Origin of the sequence: Microbulbifer guangxiensis, from assembly GCF_021729075.1 — a bacterium.
In the GTDB taxonomy this organism is placed as follows: domain Bacteria; phylum Pseudomonadota; class Gammaproteobacteria; order Pseudomonadales; family Cellvibrionaceae; genus Microbulbifer; species Microbulbifer guangxiensis.
On the sequence record NZ_JAJSAQ010000002.1, the window covers coordinates 245,562 to 258,071 of the forward strand.

Consider the following 12,510-nt stretch of genomic DNA (forward strand, 5'->3'; position numbering starts at 1 on the left):
GCACTCAAGACAACTCGAACGCACCTTTACATACAAATATACGCACAATGCCAATCATAATATATTTGTCCGAATACAATGCTGATTGAGGAGCTTGCAACATGTCATTCCATCATTTTATAAGGCATATCCCAATCCTCACTTTCAGCATTTTCCTCCCGGTCGCTTTAAGTGCCAACCCCACCCAAATCGCGTTTTTGGATCACGCTTACACAGTATTAGATAAAGCAACAATCAAAGAATTGGACGAATCAGATTTCCTTAAGCGCTTCGCATTTTACGAGGTAATCTCACATTCCGAAAAAGAGGGAGTGCGGATTGCCCGCTACCTTACTGGTCGATCGACATATATTGAATTATATGCAGAGGGCGAACGTGACGGGACAAAAGTAGGACTGGGGATAATGTCAGAATCCCCAGGGGATATAGACATAATCAAGAACCGCCTATCCCAAGAGAGCGTAGCGTTCAAGAGCTCACTGATGACCAGAAACCTCGGCGAAGAGGAGGTTAACTTCCTTCAGGACCTGGCACTTGGTGATGACGAGGTTGACTTGTGGGCCGCCGAATACATTTCTTCGTATATGAATAACCCGCTGTCGCAACGCGAACCAGCTGAACACGAAAATGACCAAATAAGTAGAGAACGATATCTTCCGGACGGCTACCAACAGCATCAGTTTAGAGACATCCAAAAAGTCGTCATTGAATTAGACCCAAGTCATGCGGCTAGCTTAATATCCCTTTTAAAAGCTGCCGGCTATAACGTCAATCGTGGCGGGAACACTTTTAGCGCAACTGGAGAGAGGGATGCTATAGAGGTGATCAGCAAGGAGGATGGAAAAGGAAGAATTCGAGAAATCCATATGCTGCTGAATGATCCGGTCAAAGGTAAGCATGTGGAAGCAATCGGAAATACTTCATTGACCGTAGGGCCAGGGAGAAGCGCTGTGTGGGTATTGAATGATTGAATATGCTTGGCAAGGCGCAACAGCCTAGGCAATTCCTGCAAGCACATCCTGCATGACGAAGGACCAGTTAGCGCCGGTCAACATGTACCAGATTCTGTACCAAGATCAGGCTCTCCAAGGAGGCGCATGCACGCACCTCCCTGAAAAACCTGAACTTTCAGAATTTGATGAGCTGGCCTGTAAGCCGGGTTCTGTCGAGGACAATCATTCATCTGGGATGTGTGTCACCACACACATCAAGCGACCTACCCGCCCTCAGTGCGGGTCACACCTGTAGAGGGCCTATTTGGTCTTGCTCCGAACGGGGTTTACCGTGCCACGAACTGTTACCAGTCGCGCGGTGCGCTCTTACCGCACCCTTTCAAAACATGCTCAACCTCACTTGTCAGGTTGATCAAGGAAAAGCTGAGCGCACGCTCAGTTCATCGATCAATCACCAAGATTGTACCAACTTCTGTACCAGCGTCGAGGGCATGCATATGGCGCCACAAGACTCTCTTACATGCCTGACGCCTCTACTTCATGGGTACGGCCAGTGCTATCCTTCATATGACAAGTCGACCAGCTGCAGCATCTCTGCAAGCATTCCTAATGAAAAATCTTCAAGATGCCTTCCTGGCGTTTCTTGATTCCCAACATCGCCCTTTTGGCGGGCACTCTCATTTTTCACAGCCTGACCGAATAGCGTCTGCTGACGGAAACAGCCTGTTCTGCACACTCATTTTCAATGCAGGCGACCACCATTGCTGCTGGAACCCAAGCTGCCATATCGGGTTGCACAGTGGAGCAGAATGGGAAGACTTCAGAGAAGTTCTCTCGAAACGCGCCCTCCGCCCTTCTCAGCTTTGCCTTCATGTAAAGGTAGAGATACACGCTGGAGCATCCTTCGACTCACCAAGCTGTTCAAGGTCGAATGGCGGCTTTGACGCTCCATTTTCGGCACTCAAACTCAATTACGAAGACACCTTGCATGAAGCCCCCTCATTCACCGAATTCATTGACGACGGGGCAATAGACATCAGCAGCCTACTCCGCGACTTTTACCCTGAAGTCCCACATCTTGATGAAGAATTCCACCAAAGGCACACACCGCACCGGACAGTACCTCCGCATTTTGAGGTGTCAGGTGCTATCAAAGGAAACACTCTGTGGTTCAGGTGCAAGCTGCTGTCTACCGGCGGCTTTTGCTGCCCAGCAATAATCTGCCACACGGATTTCACCTGCACTGAAGACTGGCAATATTTACGCGAGCTTCTGCAAGCGCGGAGAATTGAGCCTCCTCGCAGACTCAAGGTTATCTGGGAGCAAATCACTGAAAGAGGCGCTATTTTTTACGATGAACCATACATAGCGAGCCCTTGGTGCTCCACAGAAACCTCCCAAGAGTGGATACAGATGTGGGAAGAGTTACCAGGCCAGCCTGAACCCGAGGGGATTGAAATCTCACAGCCATAAAGGCTCGTATGCCGCTTATCACCGGGGCTCCAGTCGTCCGTCTGGCTATCACCAGAAGTACTGACCCGTCGTCATGTCCCACATCAAGCGACGTTCAGACTCTCGCTTCTTGGCATACCGCATCCGAGCACGAGCACTGGCCTCCGCCGCCAGCTGTCGCTGAGCGGTCTTGTTGCTGACCGACTGCTTCAAGCTCAGGTGTTCGGTCTCCACAAGCCCCTCAAAGTGCCCACTGATGGCCTGCGCCCCGACCGTCTCCAGACGCTGTCCGATCCACCGAGCAAAAGAGAGTGATAGTTGGCCATACGGCTGTGTCTTGCCGCATCACTAATTGATCAGATGGAGCCCCAAAGATCACGTAGCGCTCGCTGGTCGCAGCATTGGTAGATCAACTGAACCAGGGGAAGCTTCTGGCCAACCAGAGCCCTGGCCTGTGATAGCGAGTCAGTCTTGAGACTCCGCTCGACCTCTCTGGGAAGGGAGGGAAACCAACCTCCGCGCATGGGTCGGAGTCGGGAAGTGGAAGTAATAGGTAGCGCCGTGCAGGAGCAGGAAGCGCCGGTCGTTCTGTACCAGATTCTGTACCAAGGTCAGGCTCTCCAAGGAGGCGCATGCACGCAACTCCTTGAAAAACCTGAACCTCTGGAATTTGATGAGCTGGCCTGTAAGCCGGGTTCTGTCGAGGACAATCATTCATCTGGGATGTGTGTCGCCACACACCTCAAGCGACCTACCCGCCCTCAGTGCGGGTCACACCTATAGAGGGCCTATTTGGTCTTGCTCCGGACGGGGTTTACCATGCCGCGGACTGTTACCAGCCGCGCGGTGCGCTCTTACCGCACCCTTTCACCCTTACCTGTGCTTCCGAGGAAGCCATCGGCGGTCTGCTCTCTGCTGCACTTTCCGTAGGCTCGCGCCCCCCAGGCGTTACCTGGCGTCCCACCCTATGGAGCCCGGACTTTCCTCCACCGTAAAAACGGCAGCGATTGCCCGGCCAGCTCGCGGCGAAGAGTAATGCCGCCCCCTGGGCAATGCAAGAAAGTTGTCGGGACAAGGCGACCAACGCCCTGCGCCCTGCGCCCTGCGCCCTGCGCCCTGCGCCCTGCGCCCTGCGCCCAGCAGCATGCAGGTCCAGGCAGTCCATTCACACGGCTATTCCGCCAATGGCCACACGCCATTAACAGATCCATCGCAACAGGCCGCCATCACACCGCATTCGCAGGCGATCAAACTTTACACAGCGGCAGCAACTTCCTATTCTGCCTCACCGGAAAATCGCGGCGCCAACTGCCGCTGGTATGAAATTCTACAGGCTTGGTAATCATGAGAATAAAGGTTCGGAAGATCGCCTTCTCGGCCCTGGCGCTGGTCGCCGGTAATGCAGCCTGGGCTGCGCAGGATCCCTATCTGTGGCTCGAGAACGTGGATGGCGAGCGCGCCATCGAGTGGGTCAAAGAGCAGAATGCAGAGACTCACTCCAGGCTCGCCGAAGGCGAGTTGTACCAATCCCTGTATCAGGATGCCCTGGCGGCCCTGAATGCCGAGGATCGCCTTCCGGAACTGAGCCAGAAAGGTGACTGGCTTTACGAGAATCACCACAACGAGGAACACCCTCGCGGCCTGTATCGGCGCATCAAAACTGATGCTTTCGATCGCGGCAGTGACGAATGGGAAACGGTACTGGATATCGACGCCCTGTCAGCCGCCGAAGGTAAGAAGTGGGTTCTGAATGGTATGTCCTGTGAAGACGAGGCGCAGACCCGCTGCCTGGTCCGCCTGTCACAAGGTGGCGGCGACGCCGTCGAACTGCGGGAGTTTAATGCCCGCAGCGGTGAGTTTGTCGAGAACGGCTTCTTCTCCCCCCTGGCCAAGCAGTGGGCCACCTGGATTGATGCTGACCATCTGCTGATCACCACTGCCGGTGGCGCACAGGGCGCTACCGATTCCGGCTATGCCCGCACCGCCGTGGTATGGCAGCGTGGCGAACCGCTGGCAAAGGCCCGGCAGGTAATGGAGGTCCCCAAAGATTCCGTCTGGGTACGCCCCTTTGCTGCCGGTAGCGGCGACAGCCAGGCGATCTTCCTGACCGAGGGACTGGACTTCTGGAACCAGCGTTACTTCGCCTACCGCGACGACAAAGCCATCCCCCTGCCGCTGCCCCAGAGTGCCGAGATCGAGGGCAAGCTGGGCGATAGCCTGGTGGTCAAACTGAACCAGGACTGGCAGGTGCAAGACAAGAGCTGGCCGCTGGGCAGCCTTGTACTGGTCAAACTGGATTCCCTGCTGGCTGGCAAACCCCAGGTTGCCTCACTGGTGGTGCCCTCTGACAGCCAGGTGGTGGACTCGGTGTCGGTCACGGCGGCCGGGGTGCTGGTGACACTGTTGGAGGATGTGAAGGGCCGTGCCTACTTCTACCGCAAGGGTAAGGATGACTTCACCCGCGAGCCGATCGCCGTGCCGGACAACGGCCAGCTGGCGATCGCCAGCTACGACGAGCAGACCGGCGATGCCTACCTGCGCTGGGAGAACTTCGTGACCCCGCCCACGCTGTATCGTTATCACGCGGGCGAGGACCGGCTGGAGCAGGTGATGGTACAGTCACCGACATTCGATGGCAGCCGGTTCAAGATCGAGCAGTACTTCGCGGAGTCCCGTGACGGCACCCGGGTGCCCTACTTCGCCATCATGGCGAAGGATATCGAGCTGGACGCCAACAACCCCACGCACATTTTCTCATACGGCGGCTTCCGCAATGCCCTGCTGCCGTCCTACTCGGGTTCTTATGAGCCGCTCAACGGCGCCTACGGAAAGCTGTGGCTGGAGCGCGGTGGAGTCTACGTCCTGGCCAATATCCGCGGTGGAGGCGAGTACGGCCCGGCCTGGCATGCGGCGGCCCTGCGCGAGAACCGGGTGAAGTCCTACGAGGACTTTGCCGCGGTGGCAGAAGACCTGATCGAGCGTCGCATTACCCGTCCCCAGCGTCTCAGCATTGAGGGACGGAGCAACGGCGGCCTGCTGGTGGGGGCGAGCATGACTCGTCGCCCGGACCTGTTCAACGCGGTCATCTGCGGCGTGCCACTGCTGGATATGAAGCGCTACCACAAGCTGCTGGCCGGCGCCTCCTGGATGGGGGAATACGGTGACCCGGATACTGCCGACTGGGAGTTCATCAGCGAATACTCGCCCTACCAGAACCTGAAAGCGGATACCGACTACCCGGCGGTGTTCTTCTTTACTTCAACCCGCGATGACCGCGTGCACCCGGGCCACGCTCGCAAGATGGCGGCGCGGATGAAAGCGATGGGCCAGCAGGTGGAGTATTACGAAAACCTCGAAGGTGGACACAAGGGCAGCGCCACCAACGAGCAGCTGGCCCACCGGGTTGCGCTGATGTTTACACACCTGTGGACCGCGCTGGAGCCCCAGCCCGAACAAGCAGACAAGGGCTGAAGCCTCTGTACTGACATGAAGTCCAGGTCTCGCGGGCCCGTCTGCGAGGCCTGACTGCCCCAACGGCCCTCCGCACAGGCTAGTCGCGGGACAGGCTCCAGTTGTACAGCGCTTTCTTGCTCACCCCGGTGATCTCAGCGGCCAGGGCCGCGGCGCGTTTGGGGGGCAACTCCTTGAGCAACAGCCCCATCACCCGTGTGGCCTCGCTGTCCAGTTCACCGGCTTTCGCTTTCTCGGCCCCCCGCACCATCAGCACGATTTCCCCCCGCTGCTGGTTGCTGTCCGCCCGTACCCAGGCAGCCAGCTCGCCCAGGGGCGCCAGGTGAAAGGTCTCGAAAGCCTTGGTCAGCTCGCGGGCGATGACCGCCTCCCGCTCTGCACCAAACACCTCGGCCATGGCGTCCAGCGTGTCAGCCACCCGATGCGGGGCCTCGTAGAAGACCAGGGTTCTCGGGTCGGCAGCCAGCGTCTGCAGCGCATTGACCCTGGTGCCCGCCTTCGCCGGCAGAAAGCCCTCAAAACTGAACCGGTCGCTGGGCAGGCCGGCCGCGCTCAGGGCGGCAACGAAAGCGCAGGCACCGGGAATGGGGACCACCCGGATACCGCGGCTGCGGGCCTCCCGCACCAGGCGATAACCCGGATCGGAGATCAGCGGGGTACCCGCGTCGGAGATCAGGGCAATGGTACGGCCGGCCTCCAGCTGGGCCAGAAGGTCAGCGGTACGCTTGTCGTCCGAGTGGTCATGGTAGGCGACCAGGGGGGTATTGATACTGAAGTGGGAAAAAAGTCTCTGACTGTGACGTGTGTCTTCTGCCGCCACCAGGTCGGCGGATTGTAGAACTTCGATGGCTCGCGGTACCATATCCGCCAAATTGCCAATCGGTGTTGCGACTACATAAAGCACCTGATCCGACCCCATTGTTCACTCCGATGTAAAGAATTGCGGGAGAAGCATATGTCCGCCCAGTCCCGGCGCACGCCCCAGATATTTGCCAGAGTTGCCGCCGGCGCTCTGGCCCTGGCCCTGGCCGCCTGCCAGACGCCGGCCCCCAAGTCTGGTGCCCAGCCCCAGCTGCCGGTTACCGGCCCTGCGGCCAGCCGCGCCAGTGCCCAGCAACTGCTGCAGAGTGCACGGACCCTGCCGTCTCCCCAGCGCGACCAGCAGAGCCTGCAGGCTGCGGCCATTCTATACGACCTGGGTGAGGCTGAGGGTGCCCGCGAGGCAGTGACGCAGATCGACCCGAACCAACTCAGCGATGTGCAGTTTGCCCGCTACGCCCATGTGTACGGCAACCTCCTCGCCTCCGAGGACGAGTTCTTCCGGGCTCTTGATCTCGCGGCCTCCCCGCGCCTCGACGGCACCTGGCTGCAGCTGCCGAGTGAGACTGCCCTGCCCCTGCGGGACCTGCGCGCAGACCTCTGGGGCCTTCTCGGTGACCTGGACAGCGCCATCGCCGAGCGCCAGCAAATCGCCATGATGGCCCGGGATGCGGAGATGGTCGCCGAAAACAATGACGGATTCTGGCAACTGCTGACCCAGCTGCCGTCCAGCGAGCTGCACCTGCGCGCCGACGAAAGCAACGATCCGCTCATGCGCGGCTGGTATGAACTGGCCTTGGTCGGGCGCGACACCCAGACCGATCTCAGCTCCCAGCTGACCGCGCTCAGCCGCTGGCGCCAGCAGTGGCCACGGCACACCGCCGCCAGCACACCGCCCCAGGCCCTGCGCCTGCTGGAGCAACTGGCAGCGCAGCGAGCCGACCAGGTAGCCCTACTGCTGCCGCTGTCCGGTTCGCTGGGCAGCGCGGGACGCGCCATTCGCGACGGTTTCATGGCCGCGTACTACACGTCGCTGGAGGCCGGTGCCCCGACGCCGAAAGTGCAGGTTTACGATACCGGCACTGACCGGCCTTTTGAGCAGGTCTACCAGGAAGCCGTCGATGCCGGCGCCCAGGCCATCATCGGCCCGCTGGACAAACAGAAAGTCGCCAACCTGCTGGCTACCGAGAAGCTGCCTGTACCCACCCTCGCCCTCAATTATGCCGATGAAGGCCGCCTGACCAGTGACCTGGTGCAGTTCGGGCTGGCAATCGAGGACGAGGCGCGCCAGGTCGCCAAGCAGGCCTACCGCCAGGGCCACCGCCAGGCCATGATCCTCGCTGCCGACTCCGGCTGGGGGCAGCGCGGCGCCGACGCCTTCACCGAGCAGTTTCAGCAGCTGGGCGGCTCGGTGAGCGTTCGCCGCACCTTCCACGACCGCAGCAACTTCTCCAAGCTGGTCAGCGATACCCTGCTGATCCCGGAGAGCAAGGCCCGTGAGGCCGCCCTGCGTCGCCAGCTGGCTGCACCGCTAGAGTTTACCCCCCGCCGCCGCGGCGATGTGGACATGCTGCTCCTGCTTGCCCAGCCGGAGCAAGCCCGCCAGATCAACCCCATGCTGGCCTTCTTTTATGCCAGCGACCTGCCGGTATTTGCCACCTCCCAGGTATTTGCCGGTACGGTAAACCGGGAGCGGGACCGGGATATCAACGGCGTACGCTTTACCGCGCTGCCGTGGCTGTTTGAAGGGGAAAACCAGACCAAGCAGGCCATCGAGTCCCAGGCATCCCCGGCGCCGGCCTTCGCCAGGCTCTATGCACTGGGCGCTGATGCGTTCCGCCTGTTTCCGCGCCTGCCCATGCTGCGTCAGTTCCCGGAGCAGCGGGTACACGGCCTGACCGGTGCCCTCAGCCTGACCGCCGATGGCCGTATTGTGCGCGAACAGGTCTGGGCCAGAATCGACAAGGGAGCGCCGGTACCCGTAACCACAGCGGTAGAACCGCTGGCCGCTCCGGTAGAGAGTATCGAGCTCTCGCGCAGCAGTGAAAATCTTTAAAGCCGGGGACAACAACACAAGTCCGGCGGCCGAGACCGGCTCCATTGGCGCACGCATGGAGGAAGTCGCGGCCAGCTATCTGGCTGCCGCAGGCATCACGGTCGTTGAGCAGAATTACCGCACCCGCTGTGGAGAAATCGACCTGGTGGCCCGGGATGGGGACTCCCTGGTTTTTGTCGAGGTGCGCTACCGGCGCTCAGCTGCTTTCGGTGGTGCCGCCGCCAGCGTGGACCGGCGCAAGCAGCGCAAACTGCTCGCCGCGGCCGAGAGCTACCTCCAGCAGAGGCGGCTGGATTGCCCCTGCCGCTTCGATGTGGTCGCCATCGAGGGCAGCGGCGATGACCGGCAGATCCAGTGGATACAGAGCGCGTTCAATGCGCTGTGAGATGTAGATGTAAGCGGCCAGTTACTGGCCTGACTGATACCAATAAGCGGACCCGGAACCGCACCAGATAGGCAGGGAATGGAACAGAGAGTCGTCACCCTATTTCACCGCAGCCTCGAGGCAACCATGAACGCCGGCGAGGTGCTGGCCCCGCTGATCGCCGAGGCCAGTGACATGATCGTTCACACCCTGCTGGGCGAGAACAAGATTCTGCTCTGCGGCAATGGCGTCAGTGGCGCTCTGGCGCAGAGTTTTGCCGCCCAGATGCAGGGCGGTTTCCAGCGGGAGCGTCCGGCACTGCCAGCCATTGCGCTGAGCAGTGACGCTGTCTCACTCGGGACTGTGGTGCGCAACCACGGCCGTGCGGAATCCTTTGCGCGGCCAGTGCGGGCCCTGGGTCAGCCCGGCGACCTGCTGGTGATCATTTCCAACGACGGTCGCGATTCCAACCTGGTGCAGGCCATGCGCGCCGCCCGCGACCGCGACATGGGCATCCTGGCACTGACCGGTGGCGATGGTGGCGACTGCGCCGCATTACTGGATATGGACGATATTGAACTGCGTGTGCCTTCTGAAGTCGCAGCAGAGGTGCACCAGGTACACCTGTTAACCATTTTCTGCCTGTGCGATCTCATCGACAGCAGTTTGTTCGGTGGCTACGAGGACTGATAAATGAACCGATTTTTGAATAAAGGCAAACAATCCCTGCTGACCGCACTGTTCGCCTCTCTGTTACTGGGTGGCTGTGCCACTGTGCTGGAGGCCACCAATGACGGGCCCATCCAGGAGGACCCGGGCGAGCGCTCTCTGGGCACCTACCTCGATGACGAGAAGATCGAGACGGTGACCACTGTCAACATCAACAAGGCGCACCCGGACCTCAAGGCATCCAACGTCAATGTGAATGTGTTCAATGGCGTTGTGCTGCTGACCGGGCAGGTACCGAGCAACGAGCTGCGCCTGCTGGCCGGTCGTACTGCCCAACAGGTCAAGAACGTGCGCCAGGTCTTCAACGAAATCCAGGTGCGTGGCACTGTCTCACTGCTGGCCAGCAGCAGCGACGCCTGGCTGACCACCAAGGTGCGCAGCAGCCTGCTCGCCAACAAGGAGATCGACAGCGGTCGCATCAACGTGATCACCGAAAACGGCGTCGTTTACCTGATGGGCCTGCTGACCCGCGCTGAAGCGGAGCGTGCTGCAGACGCAACCCGCAGCATCGGCGGCGTGCAGAAAGTGGTCAAGGCGGTGGAATACATCGACTGACAACCCGGTCGCGCCTGGCGCGACCTTCGGGCACAAAAAAACGGAGGCCGAGGCCTCCGTTTTTTATTGCTGCTTCAGATCGAGCATCACACCCGCTCGATCGCCACCGCGGTCGCCTCGCCGCCGCCGATGCACAGGCTGGCAACCCCCTTCTTCAGGCCGCGCTTTTCCAGCGCGCCGAGCAGGGTCACGAGAATCCGTGCACCGCTGGCGCCCAGCGGGTGGCCCAGGGCACAGGCACCACCGTTCACGTTGACCTTGTCATGGGGCAGGTCCAGCTCCTTCATGGCCGACATGGTCACCACGGCAAACGCTTCGTTGATCTCGAACAGGTCTACCTCACCGGTGTTCCAGCCGGTCTGCTCCAGCAGCTTCTGCATTGCACCCACCGGGGCAGTGGTAAACCACTCCGGCTCCTGTGCAAACTGGGTCTGCCCTTTGAGCACCGCCAGTACCTTCAGCCCACGCTGTTTGGCTTCGCTCTCGCGCATCAGCACCAGCGCAGCGGCACCGTCGGAAATGGAACTGGCATTGGCCGCAGTCACGGTGCCATCTTTGCGGAAGGCCGGCTTCAGCTGGGGAATCTTGTCCGGGCGCGCATTGCCCGGGCCCTCGTCCACGCTGACGGTCACCTCGCCGCGACGGGAAGCGATGGTCACGGGGGTGATTTCACGCTCAAAGGCGCCACTCTCGATGGCACTGTTGGCACGGGCCAGGGATTCCAGCGCAAACGCATCCTGTTCCTCGCGGGAAAAGCTGTACTTGTCTGCCGTGCACTCGGCGAAATTGCCCATCAGCTGGCCGTCGTAGGCATTCTCGAGTCCGTCGGTGAACATGTGGTCCAGCGCCTTGCCATGCCCCAGCCGCATGCCGCTGCGGGCACTGGGCAGCAGGTAGGGAGCATTGCTCATGCTCTCCATACCACCGGCAACCACCACTTTGACATCGCCGGCCAGCAGGGCGTCGCGGGCCATCATCACAGTCTTCATACCGGAGCCGCACACCTTGTTGATGGTGCTGGTCGGGGTGCCCTGGGGAATACCGGCTCCGAGGGCCGCCTGCCGCGCAGGAGCCTGGCCGACACCGGCGGGGAGTACGCAGCCCATCAGCACCTCATCCACGTCTGCGGGCGCAACACCTGCGTCCTCGAGTGCGGCTTTGATTGCTGCGGAGCCGAGTTTTGGGGCGCTGAGCGCTGACAGTGCGCCTTGCATGGCACCCATCGGCGTGCGCGCCATACCGACGATGACCACTGGATCTGTATTCATTTCGCTCATACTGGCTGCTCCCATAGTTGACCCGCTCCCGGCCACGCAGTCGCGGCGGTCACAGGCTGAATCATTATTGCGGGGCGCATTATAACCAGAGGAACCCCGGCCGCGACCATCCGCCCTTAGCAGGATCCGCTGGTGGGACACGCACACCGATTCCGGTCACCGCGCGTGGTATGATCCGACTGGAATGCCGTGATCGTGCGGCCGGGATAACAATTAACGAGAAGGATCATCATGGAAGTCTCCACCATCGTCTGGCTGGTCGCCCTCGCCGCCCTGCTGTTCTATGTGATGGGCGTTTACAACAAACTGGTTTCCCTCAAGAACCGCTATGAAAACGCATTTGCTCAGATCGAGGTGCAGCTGAAGCGGCGCTACGACCTGATCCCCAACCTGGTGGATACGGCCAAGGGTTACCTCAAGCACGAGCGCGAAACACTGGAGGCGGTGATCAGCGCCCGCAATACGGCGCTCGCCGGCCTGAAGAGCGCGGCAGCACACCCGGACAACCCCAACGCGATCGCACAACTGGGGCAGGCTGAGGGGGCCCTTGCCAGCGCACTGGGTCGCCTGAACGTGGTCATGGAGGCCTATCCGGACCTGAAGGCCAACCAGAATATGATGCAGCTGACCGAAGAACTGACCAGCACCGAAAACAAGGTGGCCTTTGCCCGCCAGGCATTCAATGACTCGGTGATGGCCTACAACATCTACAAGCAGAGTTTCCCACCGGTTTTCTTTGCCGGCTTTTTCGGCCACCGCAATGATGCACGGTTACTGGAGTTTTCCGACTCAGAGCAATTCCAGGCGGCACCGCGGGTGGAATTCTGAGGTAAC

At 60.3% G+C, this 12,510-nt stretch carries 10 protein-coding genes and 2 other RNA genes; 8 read left to right on the plus strand and 4 right to left on the minus strand.

What is annotated here, in order from left to right; all coding sequences use genetic code 11:
• Nucleotides 1-101: 101 nt before the first annotated feature.
• Nucleotides 102-971, plus strand: a complete 870-nt coding sequence (locus LVD12_RS05250; protein ID WP_237066207.1) for a DUF5829 family protein — start codon at nucleotides 102-104, stop codon at nucleotides 969-971.
• A gap of 164 nt (nucleotides 972-1,135) precedes the next feature.
• Here the strand turns inward: LVD12_RS05250 and rnpB (LVD12_RS05255) are convergent.
• An RNA gene (rnpB, locus tag LVD12_RS05255) (RNase P RNA component class A) lies at nucleotides 1,136-1,540 on the minus strand.
• Between the two features lie 22 nt (nucleotides 1,541-1,562).
• Here rnpB (LVD12_RS05255) and LVD12_RS05260 point away from each other — a divergent pair.
• Nucleotides 1,563-2,426 carry a hypothetical protein gene (locus LVD12_RS05260; RefSeq protein WP_237066209.1) on the plus strand — a complete coding sequence of 288 codons (864 nt, stop codon included), beginning with the start codon at nucleotides 1,563-1,565 and terminating at the stop codon, nucleotides 2,424-2,426.
• Between the two features lie 649 nt (nucleotides 2,427-3,075).
• Here LVD12_RS05260 and rnpB (LVD12_RS05265) read toward each other — a convergent pair.
• Nucleotides 3,076-3,428: RNase P RNA component class A (gene rnpB, locus LVD12_RS05265), an RNA gene on the minus strand.
• A gap of 321 nt (nucleotides 3,429-3,749) precedes the next feature.
• Here rnpB (LVD12_RS05265) and LVD12_RS05270 point away from each other — a divergent pair.
• A complete protein-coding gene (locus LVD12_RS05270; RefSeq protein WP_237066211.1) occupies nucleotides 3,750-5,876 on the plus strand; it encodes a prolyl oligopeptidase family serine peptidase in 2,127 nt (708 codons plus the stop codon).
• Between the two features lie 79 nt (nucleotides 5,877-5,955).
• Here LVD12_RS05270 and rsmI read toward each other — a convergent pair whose 3' ends face one another.
• Nucleotides 5,956-6,795 carry a 16S rRNA (cytidine(1402)-2'-O)-methyltransferase gene (gene rsmI / locus LVD12_RS05275; protein ID WP_237066213.1) on the minus strand — a complete coding sequence of 280 codons (840 nt, stop codon included), beginning with the start codon at nucleotides 6,793-6,795 and terminating at the stop codon, nucleotides 5,956-5,958.
• Nucleotides 6,796-6,831: 36 nt separating this feature from the next.
• Here rsmI and LVD12_RS05280 point away from each other — a divergent pair, with 36 nt between their 5' ends.
• The 4 genes from LVD12_RS05280 (at nucleotide 6,832) to LVD12_RS05295 (ending at nucleotide 10,399) form a co-directional block, all read left to right on the plus strand.
• On the plus strand, nucleotides 6,832-8,751 hold the full coding sequence (locus tag LVD12_RS05280) for a penicillin-binding protein activator (protein ID WP_237066214.1): 1,920 nt from the start codon (nucleotides 6,832-6,834) through the stop codon (nucleotides 8,749-8,751).
• Nucleotides 8,738-9,136, plus strand: a complete 399-nt coding sequence (locus LVD12_RS05285; RefSeq protein ID WP_237066215.1) for a YraN family protein — start codon at nucleotides 8,738-8,740, stop codon at nucleotides 9,134-9,136. Before LVD12_RS05280 ends, LVD12_RS05285 begins: the two co-directional genes overlap by 14 nt.
• Nucleotides 9,137-9,214: 78 nt before the next feature.
• A complete protein-coding gene (locus tag LVD12_RS05290) occupies nucleotides 9,215-9,805 on the plus strand; it encodes an SIS domain-containing protein (protein ID WP_237066216.1) in 591 nt (196 codons plus the stop codon).
• Nucleotides 9,806-9,808: 3 nt separating this feature from the next.
• Nucleotides 9,809-10,399: a BON domain-containing protein gene (locus LVD12_RS05295; RefSeq protein ID WP_237066217.1), complete on the plus strand. Its 591-nt coding sequence runs from the start codon at nucleotides 9,809-9,811 to the stop codon at nucleotides 10,397-10,399.
• An 86-nt stretch (nucleotides 10,400-10,485) separates the two neighbouring features.
• Here the strand turns inward: LVD12_RS05295 and LVD12_RS05300 are convergent, their stop codons facing one another.
• The gene (locus LVD12_RS05300) at nucleotides 10,486-11,676 is read right to left on the minus strand and encodes an acetyl-CoA C-acyltransferase (RefSeq protein WP_237066218.1); all 1,191 of its coding nucleotides are present in this window, start codon (nucleotides 11,674-11,676) and stop codon (nucleotides 10,486-10,488) included.
• Nucleotides 11,677-11,907: 231 nt separating this feature from the next.
• On the opposite strand from LVD12_RS05300, the gene LVD12_RS05305 reads away from it, so the two are divergent.
• Nucleotides 11,908-12,504 carry a LemA family protein gene (locus tag LVD12_RS05305; protein ID WP_237066219.1) on the plus strand — a complete coding sequence of 199 codons (597 nt, stop codon included), beginning with the start codon at nucleotides 11,908-11,910 and terminating at the stop codon, nucleotides 12,502-12,504.
• Nucleotides 12,505-12,510 lie beyond the last annotated feature (6 nt).